Source organism: Mycobacterium sp. 3519A, assembly GCF_900240945.1.
Lineage (GTDB): Bacteria > Actinomycetota > Actinomycetes > Mycobacteriales > Mycobacteriaceae > Mycobacterium.
This window is the reverse complement of sequence record NZ_OESG01000013.1, coordinates 2091857-2112026: the sequence shown is the minus strand read 5'-3', so window position 1 is coordinate 2112026 and position 20170 is coordinate 2091857. Positions and strand designations below refer to the sequence as shown.

Below are 20170 nucleotides of genomic sequence, written 5' to 3'. Positions count from 1 at the left end.
GTCAGAACGGATCACCGAGGGCGGCCATCAGCGCGTCGGCGATACCGGGCGCGGCGGCCGCGATGAAGCCGCTCGAGCCGTCGGCGGTGGGTAGCCGCATGACCGCGCCGGCCTCGGCGGCGACCAGCGCGCCCGCCGCCCAGTCCCACAAGTGCACGCCGTCCTCGTAGTAGCCGTCGAGTTGGCCCGCCCCGACCATGCACAGATCCAGCGCGGCCGAGCCCATCCGTCGCACATCGCGCACCGCGGGCAGCAGCCTGGCCAGCACCTGGGCCTGACGCGCCCGTTGGTCCGGTGCGTACGAGAACCCGGTGCCTATCAACGACATTGACAGGTCCACGGCCGCGCTCGACCTCAGCGGGGTGGTCACGCCGTCGCGCAGCATTCGCGCGCCGTGCCCCCGCGCCGCCGAGAACAGCGTCTTGCCGGGAACATCGGCCACCGCCCCCGCGATCGGGGTGCCGTCGCGCAGCACCCCCACCGACACCGCGTACTGAGGCAGGCCGTAGACGAAGTTCACCGTGCCGTCGATCGGGTCGAGCACCCAGGTCAGACCCTTCCGTAAGCCGGTCGCACCGCCTTCCTCCTCACCGAGGATGTCCTCACCGGGACGCAGTTCTGCCAACCGGTCGCGCAGCAGTCGCTCGGTTTCGGTGTCGACGACGGTGACAGGGTCGGTGGGTGTGCTCTTGGTCCGCACGGTGGCAGCGGCGTCGGGCGCAGGATTTCCGAACACCTCGACGCGGCGGCGGCGGACGAAGTCGGCGGCCTCCCCCGCCAATCGCTCCGCGACCGAGCGCAACTCAAGGAAATCGGTGTCATTTTCCGTCACTCGTCCATCGCAGCACATTCCGGAGCTACTAATGTGTGTGGCGCGTCCGACCTGCCCGCCTTAGGAGCGCTCATGACCGCGACCGAACCAGCCGCCGCCGACCCCAGCACCAACGGCGGTGGCGCCCAACGCCGAGGATTCGGCATCGACGTCGGCGGAAGCGGGGTCAAGGGCGGCATCGTCGACCTGGACACCGGGAAGTTGATCGGCGACCGCTTCAAGTTGGAGACCCCGCAACCGGCGACTCCGGATTCGGTCGCCAAGACCGTCGCCGCGGTGGTCAAGGAATTCGGCTGGACCGAGAAACTCGGCGTCACCTATCCCGGCGTCATCACCGACGGCATCGTGCGCACGGCGGCCAACGTCGACAAGCGCTGGCTCGGGGTGAATGTGCGGGAAGCATTCGCGTCCGCGCTCGATGGCCAACAGGTCACGGTGCTCAACGACGCGGACGCCGCCGGCCTTGCCGAGGAGAAGTTCGGCGCGGGCAGGGACAACTCCGGGGTGATCGTGCTGCTCACCTTCGGCACCGGGATCGGTTCCGCGGTCATCCACAACGGCGTGCTGCTGCCGAACACCGAGTTCGGTCATATCGAGGTCGGCGGTAAAGAGGCCGAACACCGCGCGGCGTCGTCGATCAAGGAAAAGAAGGGCTGGAGCTACGAGCGCTGGACAAAAGAGGTGACCAGCGTGCTCATTGCAATCGAAAACGCGATCTGGCCCGACCTGTTCATCGCGGGCGGCGGCATCAGCCGCAAGGCCGACAAGTGGATTCCGCTGTTGAAGAACCGGACGCCCGTGGTGGCCGCCGCACTGCAGAACACCGCTGGCATCGTCGGCGCTGCGATGGCCGCTGACGTCGACGTCACCGCTACCGCCAAGTAGCGCACCGACCGACGCGCCAAATTTGCCGCTCAACACGGCGGTACCTCACACAGTCGTTACAATGGTCGACGGCGGCCGCATCCGGATAGCGGCGAGATCAACCGCCAATATTCGACATAGCCGACGCTTTTCGATGGTGCACGACCGTGCCCGTCGAAAATTGCAAGATCGAAAGGGTGTACGTGGCAGCGACAAAGGCACGCCCGGCAACCGATGAGCCGGTGAAGCGCACCGCTACCAAGGCCCCCGCCAAAAAGACCGCGGTGAAGTCGGCCAATGGCGCTGCGCCCGCGAAGCGGGCCACCAAGGCCGCGAAGGCCACCAAGGCGCCCGCCAAGGCTGCCAAGGCCAAGGCCGACGGTCCGGCCCCGCGTACTCGCGCCAAGAAGGCCACTTCGCCCGAGGGCACTGTCGACGAAGATCTCACCGAAGAGATCGAGAGCGACGACGATCTCGAGGCCGAGCCCGGCGAGGACCTCGAGGACGCGGATCTCGACCTGGAGGACCTCGAGGTCGACGACGAGGCAGGCGAAGAGGAAGCCGCCGACGACGACAGCGCCGAGGAAGGGGCGGAGCCCAAGGCCGCTGCCGCCAAGGGCGCTGCGGCGACCGAGGACGACGAGATCGCCGAGCCCAGCGAGAAGGACAAGGCCTCCGGCGACTTCGTCTGGGACGAAGAGGAGTCCGAGGCGCTGCGGCAGGCCCGCAAGGACGCCGAGCTCACCGCATCGGCCGACTCGGTGCGCGCGTACCTCAAGCAGATCGGCAAGGTCGCGCTGCTCAACGCCGAGGAAGAAGTCGAGCTGGCCAAGCGCATCGAAGCGGGCCTGTACGCCACCCAGCTGATGGCCGAGCTGGCCGAAAAGGGCGAGAAGCTGCCCGCTGCGCAGCGCCGCGACATGATGTGGATCTGCCGCGACGGCGACCGCGCCAAGAACCACCTGCTCGAAGCCAACCTGCGTCTGGTGGTGTCGCTGGCCAAGCGCTACACCGGCCGCGGCATGGCGTTCCTGGACCTCATCCAGGAAGGCAACCTCGGCCTGATCCGTGCGGTCGAAAAGTTCGACTACACAAAGGGTTACAAGTTCTCCACCTACGCCACCTGGTGGATCCGGCAGGCGATCACCCGCGCGATGGCCGACCAGGCCCGCACCATCCGCATCCCGGTGCACATGGTCGAGGTGATCAACAAGCTCGGCCGCATCCAGCGTGAGCTGCTGCAGGATCTGGGTCGCGAACCCACTCCCGAAGAGCTGGCCAAGGAGATGGACATCACGCCGGAGAAGGTGCTGGAGATCCAGCAGTACGCGCGTGAGCCGATCTCGCTGGACCAGACCATCGGCGACGAAGGCGATTCGCAGCTGGGCGATTTCATCGAGGACTCCGAGGCGGTTGTCGCGGTCGACGCGGTGAGCTTCACGCTGCTTCAGGATCAGCTGCAGTCGGTGCTCGAGACGCTGTCCGAGCGCGAAGCCGGCGTGGTGCGGTTGCGGTTCGGCCTCACCGACGGTCAGCCGCGCACGCTCGACGAGATCGGTCAGGTGTACGGCGTCACCCGTGAGCGGATCCGGCAGATCGAGTCGAAGACGATGTCAAAGTTGCGCCACCCCAGCCGTTCTCAGGTGCTGCGCGACTACCTGGACTAGCCATTCGCGTTTCACCTGTGCGCGTCATCGCGGTCGCCGCGCTGCTGGCCGCGTTGACCGCCTGTTCGTCAACGGAACCCAGCGGGCCGTCGCATGCCGACACGCTGAAGGCATGGCGCAATCAGGCCCAGCCGACCATCGACAAGATGAACGATGCGATGGCCTGGTTCGAAGGGGCGGTGCGCACCGACGACTACGCAGGCGCCCAGAACGCCTGCCGGTCGTTCGCCGACGGCGTGAGCAGGCTGGAGCAGGAACTGCCCTCCCCCGACGACGACGTGACGACGGTGCTCAGGGAAGCCGTCGGACACTTCCGCGACTTCGACCGCGAATGCGTGACGGTCAATCCCGCCATGACCCAGGAGCAGGCCAACACCGTGGTGTCCTACCGGGACAAGGGCGTCGAGCGGATCAAAACCGCCGTCGCGATGATGGACCGACTCGAACAGCAGTAACACGCCGCGGGGCGGATGTTCCTGTGAGGTTGCTGAAAGGGTAAGGTCTCGCCGTGCCTGAAAAGCCTCCGATGATCCCGCCCGTTCCGGTTGTCCGCGCCCTCAACGCGGTTCGCTCCGCCACCCAGCAGTTGAGTCGTCTACTCGCGCCTGGAGCGGTCAACACGCTCGAATTGCTGACCGGCGGATGGACCACGCAGGCGATCTACGTCGCGGTGAAACTCGGCATCCCGGACCAGTTGGCCGACGGTGCACTGTCGGCGACCGAAGTGGCCCGCCGTGTGGGCACCGACACCGATGCGACCTACCGGTTGATGCGTGCGCTGGCATCGCGCGGTGTGTTTCGGCACCGCGCCGACAACACCTTCAAGCTGACGTCGATCGGCAAGGCGCTGAGGACGGGCACCCCCGGTTCGGTGCGTGACTTCGCGTTGTTCTTCGGCCATCCGCTGCGCTGGGAGGACTGGGGCAACCTGCTGTACTCGGTGCAGACCGGCAAGCCGTCGGTGGACATGCTGCGCGGCATGCCGTTCTTCGAATACGTCGAAACCGACCCGGATCTCGCGTCGGCGTTCAACAACGCGATGACGGCGGGCAGCGAATTCGCCATCTACGCGGTGCTCGCGGCCTACGACTTCAGCGGCTTCCGCCGCATCGTCGACGTCGGCGGCGGGCACGGCAGGCTGCTCGCGATGATCCTGTCGAAGGCGACGGCCGCCCGCGGCGTGCTCTTCGACCTGCCCGCCGTGGTGGACGGCGCCGGAGGAGAACTCACCAAGGCGGGTGTCGCCGCGCGCTGCGAGGTGGTCGGCGGTTCGTTCTTCGACTCGGTGCCCGACGGCGGCGACGCATATCTGATGAAGCAGATCCTGCACGACTGGAGCGACGACGACGCACTGAAGATCCTGTCCAACATCCGCAGCGCAATCCCAGCCAGCGGCAAGCTGCTGCTGTTGGAAAGCGTTCTGCCGGAACGCTCCACCTCAGATCTGGGCTTGATGATCGATCTCGAGATGCTGATCGCCGTCGGCGGCAGGGAACGCACTCAGGCCGAATGGGAGAAGCTGTTGGCCCGGGCCGGATTCCGGCTGGACCGCGTCGTGCACACGGCCAATCCGATATCGATCGTCGAAGCCGTCCCGATCTGATCAGCCCCGCGAATCACGCCACGCCAGAGCGGCTTTCAACTCCGCCAGGTCGTATCCGTCCGGCGAACCGAACACCGACACGGTGAACATCGTGGCGCCGGCATCGGCGTAGCCGTCCGCTGTCTCGGTGCTGACCCACGACACGGCGCGTTCGATCTCGGTGTCGTCGCGTCCGATCTTGGCGGCCTCTGCGGCGAGGATCGCGGTCTTGCGCACGAACAGGTCCAATTCGCCGCCGGTGTGCCAGATGTCGGCGAACCGTGCGGCGGCCGGGATCGTCTTCTTCTCGCCGCCGCCGCCGATCAACACCGGAATCTTGCGCAGCGGCGGCGGCATCAGGTTGGGTAACCGGTTCTCGATGCGCTCGAGCGCATCGATGAACAACTCGTGTCGCGACGACACCGTGCCGTACTCGTAGCCGTATTCGGTGTAGTCCGGTTCGTACCACCCGGCGCCGAGACCGAGGATAAGGCGGCCGCCGCTGATGTGGTCGATGGTGCGGGCCATGTCGGCGACCAGGTCGGGATTGCGGAATCCCGCGCCGCCGACCAGCAGGCCCAGTTCGGCGCGACTGGTGATCTCCGCCCAGGACGCCAGCGCGGTCCAGGCCTCGAAGTTGTTCTGCACCGGCGGGTTCGGGTCGGTGATGGGCCGCCCGTTCTTGTCTCGACCGGTGACCGCGGGGACCAGGAAGTGGTCGTAGCCGAGGATGGCGTCGGTGCCCAGGTCTTCCGCGCGCAGGATGGTGTCGCGCCACGCCGCGTAGGTGGGTGTCGCGGCGGGCGGAATCTGGGCGGCGATGCGGATCGGTCGTGTCATACGACCTGCGACGGCGCCGTCGCGCGGTTTATTCCGTGGCCCGGCGTGTCTGTGACGCGGCTGTGTCAGCGCCTCTTGTCGCGCACCTTGTACGTCGACGGCCACGACTCGCGGGTCTCGTCGCCGACCAACGGCACACCCTTGCTGCCGATCCTGATGTCGTAGGCCTCCTTGCCCGGGCCGACCTCACGGTTGGCGTGTTCGGTGGCCAGATACATCAGTTGATCGATCTCGGCCTCGGCGAAGGCGACGAACGTCGTCTTGCGCACGATGTCCTCCTCTGGCGGCACCATTCTCTCTGGCAGCACCTTCGACGCCAGCGCGGCCAACCCGAGGAACGAGAACGGAAGGACCCAGTAGCAGACGAACGACAGCGGGGTCTTGGTGTCGAGGATCGTCGCGTCGCCCTGCACGATCGGCGGGATCGCCGAGGACACCGTCATGCCGGCGAAGGCCGCGATCCAGATCCACGTCAGCAGCGACGTGATGCGACGGAACAGGTCGCTCTCGACCACTTCCTTCGGCTGGTCCACTTCGGCGATCTCACGCACGAACGGCCTGCCCATCAGCGCGCTGACCAACGCGACCAGGAAGATCCCGACGTTGCTCAGCGGCTGGATCCACCGCTCCATGAACGACTGACTCACCGCGAACGTCAATGCGGTGAGGACCAAAAACGTTGCGACCGCGCCGATTTCGAGTGTTCGGCCCGGCGCTCCCCTGATCCGCCCGACCACGAACGACAACACGGCGACCGCGAGCGCGACCAACACCGCCGTCGTGAAGGGAACGTTGCCGACAAGCACCCAGTAGACGATCCACGGCGCGAAGCCCAACAAAATACCCACGGAGAGTGAGTCTAAGTTGTCAGTCAACGACCGAAGTGTAAACCTCTTGCACCGGCGGCCCGCGCCGCTAGTTTGTACGGATGACGCAGCGCCAAACGGTGGCCTCCGGCACGGAGTACGAGTCGTTCGTCGGCTACTCGCGCGCGGTCCGCACGGGCCCGTACATCGCGGTGGCAGGCACCACCGGAGCGGGCCCGGATGCCGCCACTCAGGCACGAGATGCGTTGCGCCGCATCGGCATTGCGCTGCAGGAGGCCGGCGCGTCGCTGACCGACGTGGTCCGCACCCGGATGTACGTCACCGACATCGCGCTGTGGCGGGAGGTCGGCGCGGTGCACGCCGAGTTCTTCGGCGACATCCGCCCGGTCACCACCATGGTGGAGGTGTCGGCGCTCATCGCCCAGGACCTGATGGTCGAGATCGAGGCCGATGCGTACGTGGACCGCTAACCCGTTAGCGCCCCAAACCGGCCGGTTTCGTCCGGCACGTAGGGCGTGACGTTTATCACAGCGTGAACGGGTAATTCTCCGTACAGATGAGGGAACACCATGCCAGCAGGATCGGTCGGGACACCAGGCTCCCAGCGAACCGGAGAGGACAGCCGTGCCGCGTCGATGCGCAACAGCACCAGATCGGTGCGACCGGCGTAGAGCCGGTTGGCCGGCAGATGCACCTGCTCAGGCGCCGACAGATGGACGAAACCGACCGTTTCCAGCGACTCCGGACGCAGCGCGCCTAACCGCTGTCCGACCTCCCAGTCATCGTTGCTGCACAGGTGGACCAGGACGCCGGGAGCGGTTTGCATACCGCCAGCCTGCACCCGCTGCAAATCGACGCAACCGTGAGACACGACACACCCGTAAACAGTCGGGGAACAAGGCCGGAACCGAAAACGTCTGAGACAGTGGATATACGCGAAGCATTACGGAGGTCGCCATGAACGCAACGCTCACCAGTCCCGAACTCACCAGGGCTGACCGCTGCGATCGCTGCGGAGCGGCCGCACGTGTACGCGCAAAGCTTCCCTCGGGTGCCGAGTTGCTGTTCTGCCAGCACCACGCGAACGAGCACGAGGCCAAGCTGGTCGAGCTGGCAGCGGTCATCGAAGTCAGCCCGCTGGAGCCGTAGCACCGAATAGGCAATGCTGGACTGGTCATGAGTGACCAGTCACAGCCGCTACCGGTACCGCCGTCCCGTCACCACATCGGTCATATCGTTCGGCGGACGTTGTCGAAAAGCTGGGACGATTCGATCTTCTCGGAGTCCGCGCAGGCGGCGTTCTGGTGTGCGCTGTCCCTGCCTCCCCTGCTGTTGGGGATGCTTGGGAGCCTGGCGTACATCGCGCCGCTGTTCGGCCCTGACACGCTGCCGACCATTCAGGAGCAGCTGATCAGCACGGCGGGCAGGTTCTTCTCGCGCAACGTCGTCAGCGAGATCATCGCGCCCACCGTGCACGACATCGTCAGGGGTGCCCGTGGCGAGGTGGTCTCTCTCGGGTTCGTCATCTCGTTGTGGGCGGGCTCGTCGGCGATCTCCGCGTTCGTCGACTCGATCACCGAGGCACACGATCAGACACCGCTGCGGCATCCGGTGCGGCAGCGGTTCTACGCGCTCGGCCTGTACGTGGTGATGCTCGTCGGCGCGATCGTGTCGGCCCCGTTCCTCGCTCTCGGGCCGCGCAAGGTCGCCGAGTACCTCCCTGACAGCTGGGACAACGCGCTGGCGTACGGCTACTACCCGGTGATGTTCTTGGGCCTGGTGTTGGCCGTGAACGTCCTCTACCGGGTGTCGCTGCCCAAGCCGCTGCCCTCGCATCGGCTGCTCATCGGGTCGGTGCTCGCCGCGGTGGTGTTTCTGATCGCCACCTTCGGGCTGCGGGTCTATCTGACCTGGATCACCAGCACCGGCTACACCTACGGCGCGCTCGCGACGCCGATCGCGTTCCTGTTGTTCGCCTTCTTCCTCGGGTTCGCGATCATGCTCGGCGCCGAACTCAACGCGGCGATCGAGGAGGAGTGGCCCGCGCCGGTCACCCACGCCAAGCGGTTCCGGTGGTGGCTGGAGGAGAAGGCCGAGTCGCTCAACGGCAATGGCGCCATGCCCGCACGGCCCGCGGCGACGACGGCGTCGGCGGCCGACGAAGCTCCCTAGGGCGTGCGCTCGGTTCGGGGGGGTCGGAGCGCCGGCTGCAGCTGCGGCCACCAGAACCATCGGCCCAGCAGCCGGGCCAGGGCCGGGAAGATCAGCGCGCGAACCACCAGGGTGTCGATGATCAAGCCGATGCCAACGGCGGTTCCGATCTGGGCGATGCTGCTGACGCCGCTGGCCAGCAGGCCGAGCATGGTGAGGGCGAACACCACTCCTGCGGTGGTGACCACGCCGCCGGTGCCTGCGAAGGCGCGCACCATACCGGTCTTGAGACCTGCGGGCGCCTCTTCCTTGAGCCGGGCGGTCATCAGCAGGTTGTAGTCGGTGCCGACCGCGACGAGCGCGACGAACGCCAACGGCGGCACCGCCCAATGGATGTGCTGCCCGAGCAGACCCGTCCAGATCGCGACGGTGGCGCCGAGCGCCGACAGGTAGGACAGACCGACGGTGGCGACGACGGTGATGGCCGCGACCGGGCTGCGGATGAGCAACAACGCGACCACGAAGATCAAAGCCAGCGCGACCGTCACGAGCAAAGCCATATCGCGGGCCAGGGTCTTCTGCAGATCCGACGTGTAGGCCCCGACACCGGTGATGCGCACGACGTTGTGGCGCAGCGTTCCTTCCTTGGTGGCTTCGTGAACGGCGGATCGGATGCGCGCGGTCTGGTCGGCGGCCGACTGGCTCCATGCGTCGCCTTCGGTGAATACGAGCAGCCTCGTTGCGTGACCGTCCGGTGAGAAGAGCAGCCGGGCCGCGCGTTGGAATCCAGGGTCGCGCAGGGCAGCCTCGGGAAGGTAGAAGCCGCGGTCCGGGCTACCTGCGAAGTCCGCGGCGAGCGCGGTCAGATAGTCGGCGAGTTGACTGAATTGGGGTAGCGCGGATCCGGTGTTCAGGCTCAGTGACGTGATCACCTGGCGCGCCTGGCTCATTTTCGCGCGTGTCGTCGATATCGCCGTGGTGGCCGTGGCCAGCGCATGGGCCGCCTGGTCGGATCCGTCGACGAGTTGCGTGGTGCCCTGTTCGAGTTGTTGAGTGCTCGTCACGGCCGCGTCCACCGGAACGATCACGCGGTCGACCAGTGCGCAGATGGTGTTGGTGGCGCAGTCCGGTGTGGCACCGACGAAGTCGCGCAGCGGCGTGAGCTCCTCGGAGATGGAATCGGTGATGCCGTGCAACCCGGTTGCACCGTTCTTGGTGTTCTGCGCCCCGGCGTTGATCCGTTGCAGACCGTCGACGGTGCCCGCCAGGCCGGTGTTCAGCTGCTGCAGGGCGTCGGAGAGTTGGGACAGAGTCGTCTCGGTCCTGTCGATGCTGTCCAGTGCGGTTTGGAGCGAAGACATTCCGTCCTTGATCTGACGACCGATGAGCCCCGCCTGGTCGGTGAGCGCGGCGCCGGGAGGGGGCGCTCCGGTCGGCCTGCTCGCGGACTGCACCGCGCGCACTCCGGGTATCGCCATGAGGTGGCGGGTGACACCTTCGATCGCGATCAGCCCCGCCGGGTTGCGCATGTCGTGATCGGTCTCGATCAACACATACTGAGGGAGCAGGCTGTTGGCAGGGAAATGACGGTCCGCGGCCTGGTATCCGAGGTTGGAATCCGACGATCGGGGCTGGCCCGCGCGCTCGTCGTAGCTCAACCGCAGGCCGAGTGCGGGCACCGCGCATACCAACAGAAGCACGCTGGCAGAGACGAAAATCGGTGCAGGCCAACGCACTATCGCGGTGCCAAGCCGCCGCCAGCGGCGCACGCTGTGCGATCGCGTCGGCTCGCACAGTCCGCGCCACGCCGCGATTTTCAGCAGTGCCGGCGTGAGGGTCAGTGAGGCAAGGGCGGTGACCGCGATGGCGATTGCGCAGGGAATGCCTGCGCTGCGCAGCAATCCGATCTTGGTGAACACCAGGCAACACAGTGCGATCGCGACGGTCGACGCCGACGCGATCAGCACCGGTGCGGTGCGTGCGTACGAATTCTGCAGTGCGACTTCGCTGGCGACGCCGCGGCGGCGCTGTTCGTGATAGCGGCCGATGATGAAGATGGTGTAGTCGGTGCCTGCCCCGAGGACCATCGCCGCCATCAGTGAGACCGAAAACGTCGAGACCTCGACAACACCGGCCTGACCCAGCGCTGCCACCAGGGCACGCGCCGCGGCCAGAGCCAGCCCGATGGTGGTGAGCACCACGGCGCACACCGTCACCGACCGGTAGACGGCGAGCAGCAGCATGGCGATCACGATCACCGTGACGATGGTGATGGTGATGAGTCGGTTTGCGATGGAGGCGAATTCATCAACGACGGTGGCGCCGGGTCCGCTGAGACGGACCTGAAGACCGGCGGGCCGCGGCAGCTGATCGAGCGTATGTCGCACGGCGGCAACGGCTGCGGTCGCTTGCGCGTCTCCGATATCGCCGCAGAGTCGGACCAGCATGGTCACCGCGCGGTGATCCGATCCCTCGGCGATGGCAGCCGAGTAGGGGTCCGACCACAGGTCCATCACCGATTCGACGTGAGCGCGGTCGGCACGCAGCGAGTCGACCAGATGCTGGTAGTACTGGTGGTCGGCGTCGCCGATGGGCGCCGAACTCTCCAGCACCACATAGGCGACGTTGTTGGTGGTGGAGTCGTCGAAGTCCCTGCCCATCTGGACCGCCGCGCTCACCGCTGGGCTGTCCGATGCGAAGAAGGGCTTGGCGTGTTCGCGGACGACGTGCTCGATCTGCGGCACGGCAAGGTTCGCCGCGCACGTGGCCAGCAGCCAGATCAGCACCACCCAGGGTGCGTGGCGGGTGACGATTCGGCCAAGCGACTCCATCACTCGGGCGGTCGGACCATGACATTGACCACCGGCCCGTCATGTCCCAACCGCGGTCGGTCGACGAGCTCCCAGCCGATACCCCGGTAGTAGTCGACGTTGCCGTCTTTGCACATCAGGTACAGGGGCCGACCGTCTCTATCGCACCGGGCAAGAAGGACTTTCAGTAGCGCGCGACCGACGCCGCGTCGCTGGACATCGGGAGCGCACCCGAGATACACGCCCACGTTGTGCGGCCGACCGGGGTCGAACTCGGCGAACATCGCGTCCAGCGTCATCCCGGCGGACACCCGGGTGCCCATCGCGCCGAGCAGGGCGATACCGCCGAGCACCGCATGGATCGGGCGCGGCTTGGGTTCGCTGCCGTCCCAGAGCAGAGTGCCAACGACGCGATCTCCCATGAGAGCAACGAGGGCATTGCCCTGCGGCAGGAACCGGTGACGAATCATCGCGGCCTGCATCTTGGGCTCCCTGCGGGCGCGCACGCCCGGATCAGGGAACAGAAACTCGCCGATGGGATCGTCGGTGGCGAAAGCCGCGGCCAGCACTTGGGTCATCGCGTCGACGTCACGATAACCCGCGTCGCGCACCACGATGGTGTCGTTCACAGGCTGTCGACGATCGTGCGAAGGGTGGTCATGGCGTACTCGATCTGCTCGTCCGTGTGATCGCTGTTGGCGCAGAAGCGCAATCGTTCCTGCCCCGCCGGGACCGACGGGGCGTCGATGACCGGCACGTTGACTCCTTCCTGAGCCATCCGCAGCGAGGCCAGCCCGGCACGCGCGACGTCGCCGAAAATGACTGGGACGATGGGGGTTCCATCGGATGTTCCGGTGTCGAACCCGTGTGATCGGGCCAGCGTGCGCAACGTTTCACCGTTGCGTCGCAGACGTCCGACCCGCTGCGGTTCGGACTCGATGATGTTGAGCGCTTCGAGCGCCGCTCCGATCGTGGCCGGGGCTGCGCCGGTAGCGAAGAGGCTGACGCCCGGGGCCGCGTACTTCAGCGCGCGCATCAACTCGGCGTTGCCCGCAACGAATCCGCCAACGCTGCCAAGCGCTTTCGACAGCGTCCCCATCCAGACGTCCACGGCGTCACCCGGGAGGCCGAAATGCTCGCGGATACCGCCCCCGCTGTCGCCGAGGACACCGAGCGAGTGCGCCTCGTCGATCATGATGGAACAGCTGTGCCTGCGGGCCACCTCGATGATGTCCGGCAACCGGGCGATGTCACCGTCCATGCTGTAGCAGCCCTCGACGATCACCAGCGCCCTGGAGAAGCTGCCGCGGGACATCTTCAGGACCGCCTCCAGAGAGTCTGGATCGTTGTGGCGGAACGTCAACCGTTTGCAGCCGGCCCATCGGGTACCGGAGACCACGCTGCTGTGGACGAGAGCGTCGCAGACCGCGACGTCTTTGGTTCCCAGCAGGTAGCCGATGACCGACGCGTTGGTGAGGTAGCCGCTGGGCGTGATCACCGCCGCGTCGACGTCATAGCGCTGCGCCAGCCGAGTCTCGAGTTCGTCGTACAACGCGATCTCGCCCGACACGATGCGACTGGCCGACGCCGAGGTGCCATACTCGTCGATCGCCTTCTTGGCGGCCGCGTGCACCCGCGAGTCCGCGGCGAGGTTGAGATAACTGAAGCTGCTGAAATTGATCAGCCGTCGGCCGGCCTGCTGCACGGTCGAACCGTTGGAGCCGCGGTGCGGCTCGAACAGCGGGTTGGTCAGGTCCGCCGCACGGTACATCTCGGCGAGCCGGCCGTACACGTCGCGCACACGCACCACGTCGGGATGGTCCACGAAGGAGGTGTTCGGCCTCGCAATGGTCTGGGTGCTGTTCACCCGGGCCGAAACCACGGTCGCCGGAGCAGCGGCCCGTGCGCCTTCCGAACGGGCCAGCAGGTCGCGGGCGAGCTCGCGGGGGTCGGTGGTCATACGCGTGCAGCCTCCTGCGCGGGCTCAGCCAGTCGTGCGGCCAGGTGCGCGCCGATGGCCGAAAGGCCGGTGGCCCTGCCGAATTCGAGCACCGACAACTCGACGCCCAATGTGCGTGCGATCCGGGCGGCGAACTCGACCCCCATCAGCGAATCAAGCCCGAGGTCGGGCAACGCGGTCTGTACATCGATCGCGTCACTGGACACCCCCATCACCTCCGCGAGTTGTTCGGCGAGAATGTGCGTCAGGACGGCGGGGCGGTCTTCCTCGGCGAGTGCCAGGATCTCGGCTCGTAGCGCCGTCACCCCTGTCTTGCCTGCAGTGGCCGCGGCGATGTGTTCGACCAGTCGAGGGTTGCGCGTTCCGGGCCCGTTCACCATGGCCCATTCCGACCAATCGATGTTCATCACCGCGGCATGCGGGATTCCCAGCACCAGGCATTCGCGAAGGTAGTCCATGGCGACATCCATCTGGACCGGGCTGAAGCCCAACAGTGCCAGATAGCGAACGGATTCCGCAGAGGCTTCCGCCATGCCGCCACCGCCCATCGCACCCCAACTGAGCGAGATGGCCTGCCGTCCCATGGCGTGTCGGGTGGCCGCCAGGGCATCCAACGCCGCGTTGGCCGCCGAGTACGAGACCTGCGGGGCTCCGCCGACGAGAGCGCTGATCGAGGAGTACAACACGAACGCGTCCAGTTGCGCGCCGATCGCCTCGACCGCACGGTGCAGGTTCCAGCCGCCGACGACCTTGGGACGAAAAACGTCCTGCAGGCGGTCAGGGGTGATCTCGAATATCGGACGGCTGTCGACGAGTCCGGCGGTGTGGAAGATGCCGCGTAACGGCGCGTCCGGCCGGTCCGCTCTGGTGGTCGCCGCGAGCACCGCGTCGTAGTCGCCGACGTCGACGGTTTCGACGACCACGTCGACGCCGGCCGCGGCGAACTCGGTGAGATGGCTGTGCGCGACATCACTTGTCGGACCGCGACGGCCGAGGAGCACCAGATGGCGCGCGCCTTCGGCCACGAGCCATTTGGCGGTCGCGAGACCGAAGGCGCCGAAACCACCCGTCACCAGATAGCTGGCCGCCGCAGACACCCGGAATGCTGGGATCTGGGGACGCACCATCGGCTGCGTCTCGGCTTCCAGGTCGAGCACCACCCGGCCGATGTGGCGCGATCGCGCCGCTGCCTCGAACGCCTCGGAGATTCTGCTCACCGGATAGCTCGTATAGGGCAGATAGTGGTAGACGCCTTCGGTCAGCCGATCGAGCACCCGCTGGGTCAGTGAGCGCACCAGCGCCGGCTTGTACCGGAGCATGCGGTCCATATCGACCGCGAAGTAGGACAGGTTGCGGTCGAAAGGTGCCAGGTCGAGTGTTCCGCCGCCGTAGATGTCAGCCTTGCCGATATCGACGATGCGACCGAATTCCGAAGCCACCCGGAAGTTCTGGGCACCGATCTCGCCTGGCGCCGAGGTGTAGACGACGTCGACGCCGCGTCCCTCGGTCAGCTGCATCACGTCGTCGACGAAGTTCACCGTGCGTGATCCGATGGCGTGGTCGGCTCCCGCGGCCACCGCCGCTGCGCGGCGTTCCTCGGTGCTGGCCGTGGCGATCACCTGTGCGCCAAGGGCTTTCGCGACCTGTATCGCACCAAGGCCCATGCCTCCCGCGGCACCGTGGATGAGCACGGTCTCGCCTGCTTGCACCTTCGCGAGTTCGATCAGACCGTATTCGGCGCTCAGCAGGGGCAGCGTCGAGCTGCAGTGTGCGGCGTCGAGCGTGCTGGGCACCTTGCTGGTGTTGCCGGCATCGGCATCGATGGTGAGGTAGCGGCGCATCATGTCGAGCGCCCCGACGGCGAGTTTGTCGCCGACCGCGATATCGGTGACCCCGGGCCCGACCCGAACCACCGTGCCGGCTCCCTCCAACCCCAAAGCGGTGCCGAAATATGTTCCGGCGAGCTCCTTTTCGGTCAGTACGCCGATCACCTTGAGCGGGTCCTTGTAGTTGACGCTCAGTGCCTCCATGCGGACCTCGACCTGTCCTGGTCCCGGATCGACGCGGTCGGTTTCCCGCACCGCGAGATCGGACAGCGCCTTGGTGGCCGGAGTCTCCACCGCGTAGGACACGTCGGGACCGGTGAGCGGGCGCGCTTCGTTGCGCGCGGCGAGGTGGTCGGATAGGTTCGCGCGCAACCGGATGAGCCATCTCGCGCCGTGGCGCAGTGCGATCTCATCGGCGGTGTCCGAGGCGAAAACGCCTGTGGTCACCAGTTCCGCACTGATGAGCTCGTCGGTGACATCCGCTCCGACGTCGACCAGGCGCCACTGCAGGCCGGGTTGCTCGTTGGCCAGCGACCGCCGCGCACCCACCAGCGGTGCGACGGCGACGTCGGCGCCCTCGACTTCGCCCGGTAGACAGAATGCGTTTTCGGTCACCAGCACGCCGCGCAACATTGTGGGCTGGTCGCCCGAGTCGGTGTCGGCGGTCTTGTGAGCCGCCGCGGCGAACTCGGCAGCGCGGGCAACGGCGATGGCGCCGAACGTGTTCTGCTCCGGAGTCCATGCGCCGGAGGCGATCGCCAGCAGGCGGACCCCGTCTGCGCCTGCGGTCGACATCGCCGCAAGGAGGGCGTCGCGAATGCGTCCGGTGGCGGCATCGTCGGTCGGGTCGTCGACGACGACGAGCGTGGTATTGCCGGACTCTGTGGCCAGTGCACGAATCCGCGGGGACGCCTGGTCGCCGAAGCTCACCACCACCGACGTCGCCAGCGCCGCTTCCCGCGCGGCGTCGAGCAGGTCCCGGTCGTCAGCCAGTTCCCATACCGGCTCGTAGAACAGCCTGTTCAGCTGGTCGGTGACCGGTGCGGGCGGGGCGACCGGCTTGAATTCCACCGACCCCAATTCCATTGCCACCGAGCCGGATTGGTCTGCGATGACAATGTCGACCAGCAGCGGATCGCGGCTGCGGCTGCGCACCAGGACGACGGCGTCGTCCTGGATCGGCCCGTAACGGCGGACAGCGCCCACCGCCGAGGGAATGACGGCACCGGCCGTCGAACCGGACGCCGCGAGTACGGCCACGCATTGCAGGGCGGAGTCGACGGCCGCCGGGTGCGCGACGTGGCCCAGCTCGGTCAGCGCCGACAGGTCGAGGTCGGCACGCACGGCGTCGTCGCCGAATCGTGCCCGCGCGATGCAACGGAATGCGGGCCCGTACGCGAGGCCGCGCAACGCCAGCGCGTTGTACAGGTCGGAGCCGTCCACCGATTCGGCCTCGCCCAGCACGCCGACGTCGACCTTGACGCCGTCGAGGGGTGCCTCCACCAACCGGCCGGTGCAGTTGACCGTCCACAGGTCGGAGTCGACGTTGCGGGATCGAATCGTGAAGCGGCGGGTGGTCGGCTCGACGGTGAACTGGACGACCGGTATCGAATGTTTGGCGACGACCAGCGGTGACCGAAACCGGATGTCTTCCAGTGCCAGGTCCGTGCGCCCGGTGCGCGCCGCCGCCGCGCTGAGCGCCGCGTCGAGGTACGCGGCGCCCGGCAGCACCACGACACCGTCGACGACATGGTCGTTCAGCCACGGCAGACGCTCCACCGACAATTCGAACTGCCATTCGTCGACGGCCGCGGTGGTGCGTGCGCCCAGCAGCGGGTACTCCCCTGCACTACCGAGGCGCTTGCGGCGAACTCCGTCCGGCTCGACCCAGAGATGCTGCCGCTGCCACGGATACCGGGGCAGGCCGACGTGAGGTGTGGCAGTCGCATCCCGGACGCCCGGGCACGTCGAAGTGTCGAGCGCGCCCGCGACATACAAGGCTGCCAACGCGTCCATCATGCTGCGGGCGTCGTCCTTGTCGCGGCTCAGGGTGGGTATCGCGGCGGCGACTTTGCCTGCCCGGACGAAGATCTCGCGCATGTTCCCGGACAGCACAGGGTGCGGGCCGACCTCGAGGAAGACCGAATGGCCGTCGGCGACCAGCGCATTGACGGTCTCGGCGAAACGGACCGGTTGCCGGACGTTGTCGCGCCAGTAGTCGCCACCCCAGCTCGCGTCGACAACCCGCCTCGACGTGACCGTGGAATACAGCGGCAATGCCGGCACCGCCGGATGCAGCGTCGACAGTTCCGTGGTGATCCGGGTGAGAATCGGATCCATCAGGTGGCAGTGATAGGGCACCCCGACTCGCAGCTTGCGCGCGAATATGCCTGCGGAGTCGAGTTTTTCGTGGAGTTCGTCCAGGGCGCCGTGCGGCCCGGCGAGGGTGGCGGCCGACGGGCTGTTGACCGCGGCGATCGAGATACTGCCGTCGGTGGGCAGCCATTCGGCGACGGCGTCTTCGGAAAGGCCCGCCGCGAGCATGCCGCCGGTGCCTTCGGTAGTCGCTTGCAGGCGCGCCCGGTGATAGCTCACCGTGAGCGCGTCGTGCAGGCTCAGGGCGCCGGATACATAGGCCGCGGACACTTCACCCACGCTGTGGCCGACGACAGCGCTCGGGTGAACTCCGACCGCGGCCAGTTCTGCGACCAGACCGACCTGCACCAGGAAGTTCGCCGGTTGCGCGAACTCGGTCTGGGAGATCCGGGACTCCGACTCGTCGCGGAGCAGTTCCGCCACGATGGACCAGCCCGAGATCGGTTGGAATGCTTCGTCGATCTCCCGCGCTGTCCTGGCGAACGGGCCATCGGCCGACAGCAGGCCGCGGCCCATCGCCCACCATTGCGGGCCCATGCCGCTGAACACGAAAACGGGGCGGCAGTCGCTACTCGAGACGCGGGCCTCTGCCCTGCCCTGCCCGTCGGCGAATTCACGCAACTGCTGTTGCAGATCGTCGGCGTCGGTGAAGGCGAACGCCTTGCGGGTCATGTGGTGGGCCCGTCGCGTCCACGCCGCCTCGGTGAGCAGATCGATGTCCGAGCAGGTTGCCACGACATCTGCGAGCGCGCCTGCGACCACGCGGGCAGCCGCTTCGTTGCGGCCGGACACCGGAAACAGGTGCAGCGGTTCGACGTCGCGCGGAGCAGTGTCCTGCTGGTGGGGCGCTTCCTCGAGGATCACGTGGGCATTGGTGCCGCCGTATCCGAAGGAGTTCACCGCGACGATCGCTTTGTCGTAGGCGGAGGGGAACGGTTCGCATTCGGTGGGGACGCGCAGCCGCAACTGGTTGAACGGGATCTCGGGGTTGAGCCTTTCCAACCAGGCTTGGGGGGCGATGGTGCGGTGGTACACGCTGAGCGCGGCTTTGATCACGCCGGCGATTCCGGCCGCCGCCTCCGTGTGCCCGATGGACGCTTTCACCGATCCGACGACGAGGTCGGTATGGCGGTTGCCGACATTCCCGTACGCCTCACCGAGCGCCTTGAGTTCCAGCGGGTCACCGACCGCGGTGCCGGTCCCGTGGGCTTCCACGTAGCCGACGGCGGCCGGATCGATTCCCGCTTCCGCGGCGACCCGCTTGGCGAGGTTGGCCTGCGACACCGGATTGGGCACCGTGATGGCGATGGTCCGGCCGTCCTGGTTCGACCCGGTGCCACGCACCACCGCGTAGATGCGGTCCCGACTTCGTCGCGCCTCCTCCAGAGGGCGGAGCAGCACCGCGCCCGCGCCCTCGCCGCGACCGTAGCCGTCAGCCGACGCGTCGAAGCTCTTCGAGCGCCCGTCTCGGGACAGGAAGCGGCCCTTGCACATTGAGATGAAGGTCTCCGGCTGCAGCATCGCACTGACGCCGCCGACGAGTGCCATTTCGCATTCGCCACGGGCGATGGCCTGTGTCGCTTGGTGCATCGCCACGAGCGACGAGGAACACGCGGTGTCGATCGTCATGCTCGGCCCGAGTAAGTCCAGTGCGAACGAGATCCGGTTGGACAGCAGGGTGAACGACGCACTGGTCGGGGTGTGCGCACCGATGAACGGCCGGGCCTGATCCGAAACGCGGGACATCACACTGTCATTGGTGAATCCGCCGACGTATACGCCGATCGGGCGGCCCGCCACACGGCCCGCTAATCCGGCATCGTCCAAGGCTTCCCAGGCGACTTCCAGGAGTAACCGTTGTTGCGGATCCATGACGGAGGCTTCGCGCGCACTGATGCCGAAGAAGTCAGGGTCGAATTCCCACAACGAATCCTGCAGGAAGCCACCGTGTTTGGTGTACATCCGGCCAGGAGCTTCCGGGTCAGGGTCGTAGTACTCCTCGACGCGCCAGCGGTCGCGCGGAATCGGTACGACGCCGTCGCCCTTGTTGACGAGGAACTCCCAGAACTGCTCCGGACTGGCCGCCCCACCGGGAAACCGGCATCCGATACCGACGATCGCGATTTCTACCACGTGTCAACGCCTCACTGTGTCGAACTAGAGGCCTCGCCGACGAGTCCTCGCGTGATTCTTTGGCCGTAGGGCCCAAAAAGCCTGCAGCCGAACGCAACACGGCTTGATTCATTGCGATCTGCACTGCAGAGAGTCGTGTGTCACGGCGGATCGTCGGATGTGATGTGCTGGCCCGCGGAGCGAAGCCGCCTATGACAACTCCTTTGCTAGAAATCGGAATTGATGCCCAACGTATCAGCCGCCAGAGCGACATTACTCAAAAGTAAGTTGATAGACAAGCCGCTGGCTTTGACCGGCCTCAG

At 66.8% G+C, this 20170-nt stretch carries 15 protein-coding genes; 7 read left to right on the top strand and 8 right to left on the bottom strand.

Translation table 11 applies throughout. The features are described from left to right. Position 1 precedes the first annotated feature (1 nt). On the bottom strand, positions 2–850 hold the full coding sequence (locus tag C1A30_RS18085; RefSeq protein ID WP_101949559.1) for an inositol monophosphatase family protein: 849 nt from the start codon (positions 848–850) through the stop codon (positions 2–4). A 54-nt stretch (positions 851–904) separates the two neighbouring features. On the opposite strand from C1A30_RS18085, the gene ppgK reads away from it, so the two are divergent. The 4 genes from ppgK to C1A30_RS18065 all read left to right on the top strand — a co-directional run bounded on the left by ppgK (position 905) and on the right by C1A30_RS18065 (position 4966). After that, a complete protein-coding gene (gene ppgK / locus C1A30_RS18080) occupies positions 905–1717 on the top strand; it encodes a polyphosphate--glucose phosphotransferase (RefSeq protein WP_101949558.1) in 813 nt (270 codons plus the stop codon). 182 nt (positions 1718–1899) lie between these two features. After that, positions 1900–3363, top strand: a complete 1464-nt coding sequence (locus tag C1A30_RS18075) for an RNA polymerase sigma factor (RefSeq protein ID WP_101950284.1) — start codon at positions 1900–1902, stop codon at positions 3361–3363. A 17-nt stretch (positions 3364–3380) separates the two neighbouring features. After that, the gene (locus C1A30_RS18070) at positions 3381–3818 is read left to right on the top strand and encodes a hypothetical protein (RefSeq protein ID WP_101949557.1); all 438 of its coding nucleotides are present in this window, start codon (positions 3381–3383) and stop codon (positions 3816–3818) included. Positions 3819–3889: 71 nt separating this feature from the next. Continuing rightward, positions 3890–4966: a methyltransferase gene (locus C1A30_RS18065; RefSeq protein ID WP_101949556.1), complete on the top strand. Its 1077-nt coding sequence runs from the start codon at positions 3890–3892 to the stop codon at positions 4964–4966. Here the strand turns inward: C1A30_RS18065 and C1A30_RS18060 are convergent, their stop codons facing one another. Together C1A30_RS18060 and C1A30_RS18055 are read right to left on the bottom strand one after the other, a co-directional pair. Beyond that, the gene (locus tag C1A30_RS18060) at positions 4967–5785 is read right to left on the bottom strand and encodes an LLM class F420-dependent oxidoreductase (protein WP_101949555.1); all 819 of its coding nucleotides are present in this window, start codon (positions 5783–5785) and stop codon (positions 4967–4969) included. A gap of 65 nt (positions 5786–5850) precedes the next feature. Continuing rightward, positions 5851–6633, bottom strand: a complete 783-nt coding sequence (locus tag C1A30_RS18055; protein WP_101949554.1) for a hypothetical protein — start codon at positions 6631–6633, stop codon at positions 5851–5853. 80 nt (positions 6634–6713) lie between these two features. Between C1A30_RS18055 and C1A30_RS18050 the strand changes: the two genes are divergently transcribed. After that, on the top strand, positions 6714–7082 hold the full coding sequence (locus tag C1A30_RS18050; protein ID WP_101949553.1) for a RidA family protein: 369 nt from the start codon (positions 6714–6716) through the stop codon (positions 7080–7082). Here C1A30_RS18050 and C1A30_RS18045 read toward each other — a convergent pair. Continuing rightward, positions 7079–7438, bottom strand: a complete 360-nt coding sequence (locus tag C1A30_RS18045; RefSeq protein WP_101949552.1) for a DUF952 domain-containing protein — start codon at positions 7436–7438, stop codon at positions 7079–7081. The two genes, C1A30_RS18050 and C1A30_RS18045, sit on opposite strands and share 4 nt — an antisense overlap. Positions 7439–7569: 131 nt before the next feature. Between C1A30_RS18045 and C1A30_RS18040 the strand changes: the two genes are divergently transcribed. Further along, positions 7570–7761 (top strand): hypothetical protein, encoded by a 192-nt coding sequence (locus C1A30_RS18040; RefSeq protein ID WP_101949551.1) that lies wholly within the window; start codon positions 7570–7572, stop codon positions 7759–7761. A 27-nt stretch (positions 7762–7788) separates the two neighbouring features. Further along, on the top strand, positions 7789–8784 hold the full coding sequence (locus C1A30_RS18035) for a YihY/virulence factor BrkB family protein (protein WP_101949550.1): 996 nt from the start codon (positions 7789–7791) through the stop codon (positions 8782–8784). Here the strand turns inward: C1A30_RS18035 and C1A30_RS18030 are convergent. From C1A30_RS18030 to C1A30_RS18015, 4 genes are read right to left on the bottom strand one after another with little or no spacing between them, the layout of a single operon-like run. After that, positions 8781–11594 (bottom strand): RND family transporter, encoded by a 2814-nt coding sequence (locus C1A30_RS18030; protein WP_101949549.1) that lies wholly within the window; start codon positions 11592–11594, stop codon positions 8781–8783. The genes C1A30_RS18035 and C1A30_RS18030 overlap by 4 nt on opposite strands. Further along, a complete protein-coding gene (locus tag C1A30_RS18025) occupies positions 11594–12202 on the bottom strand; it encodes a GNAT family N-acetyltransferase (protein WP_101949548.1) in 609 nt (202 codons plus the stop codon). Before C1A30_RS18025 ends, C1A30_RS18030 begins: the two co-directional genes overlap by 1 nt. Further along, complete coding sequence (locus tag C1A30_RS18020; protein ID WP_101949547.1) at positions 12199–13533, bottom strand: aminotransferase class I/II-fold pyridoxal phosphate-dependent enzyme; 1335 nt, start codon at positions 13531–13533, stop codon at positions 12199–12201. The genes C1A30_RS18025 and C1A30_RS18020 overlap by 4 nt, the downstream gene beginning before the upstream one ends. Further along, positions 13530–19868 carry a type I polyketide synthase gene (locus C1A30_RS18015; RefSeq protein WP_235009963.1) on the bottom strand — a complete coding sequence of 2113 codons (6339 nt, stop codon included), beginning with the start codon at positions 19866–19868 and terminating at the stop codon, positions 13530–13532. Before C1A30_RS18015 ends, C1A30_RS18020 begins: the two co-directional genes overlap by 4 nt. Positions 19869–20170 lie beyond the last annotated feature (302 nt).

What these genes read in the sequence shown, in the direction of transcription:
- C1A30_RS18085 (WP_101949559.1), bottom strand. Translation starts at nt 850, where the DNA reads ATGTGCTGCGATGGACGAGTGACGGAAAATGACACCGATTTCCTTGAG.
- ppgK (WP_101949558.1), top strand. Translation starts at nt 905, where the DNA reads ATGACCGCGACCGAACCAGCCGCCGCCGACCCCAGCACCAACGGCGGT.
- C1A30_RS18065 (WP_101949556.1), top strand. Translation starts at nt 3,890, where the DNA reads ATGATCCCGCCCGTTCCGGTTGTCCGCGCCCTCAACGCGGTTCGCTCC.
- C1A30_RS18060 (WP_101949555.1), bottom strand. Translation starts at nt 5,785, where the DNA reads ATGACACGACCGATCCGCATCGCCGCCCAGATTCCGCCCGCCGCGACA.
- C1A30_RS18050 (WP_101949553.1), top strand. Translation starts at nt 6,714, where the DNA reads ATGACGCAGCGCCAAACGGTGGCCTCCGGCACGGAGTACGAGTCGTTC.
- C1A30_RS18045 (WP_101949552.1), bottom strand. Translation starts at nt 7,438, where the DNA reads ATGCAAACCGCTCCCGGCGTCCTGGTCCACCTGTGCAGCAACGATGAC.
- C1A30_RS18040 (WP_101949551.1), top strand. Translation starts at nt 7,570, where the DNA reads ATGAACGCAACGCTCACCAGTCCCGAACTCACCAGGGCTGACCGCTGC.
- C1A30_RS18035 (WP_101949550.1), top strand. Translation starts at nt 7,789, where the DNA reads ATGAGTGACCAGTCACAGCCGCTACCGGTACCGCCGTCCCGTCACCAC.
- C1A30_RS18030 (WP_101949549.1), bottom strand. Translation starts at nt 11,594, where the DNA reads ATGGAGTCGCTTGGCCGAATCGTCACCCGCCACGCACCCTGGGTGGTG.
- C1A30_RS18020 (WP_101949547.1), bottom strand. Translation starts at nt 13,533, where the DNA reads ATGACCACCGACCCCCGCGAGCTCGCCCGCGACCTGCTGGCCCGTTCG.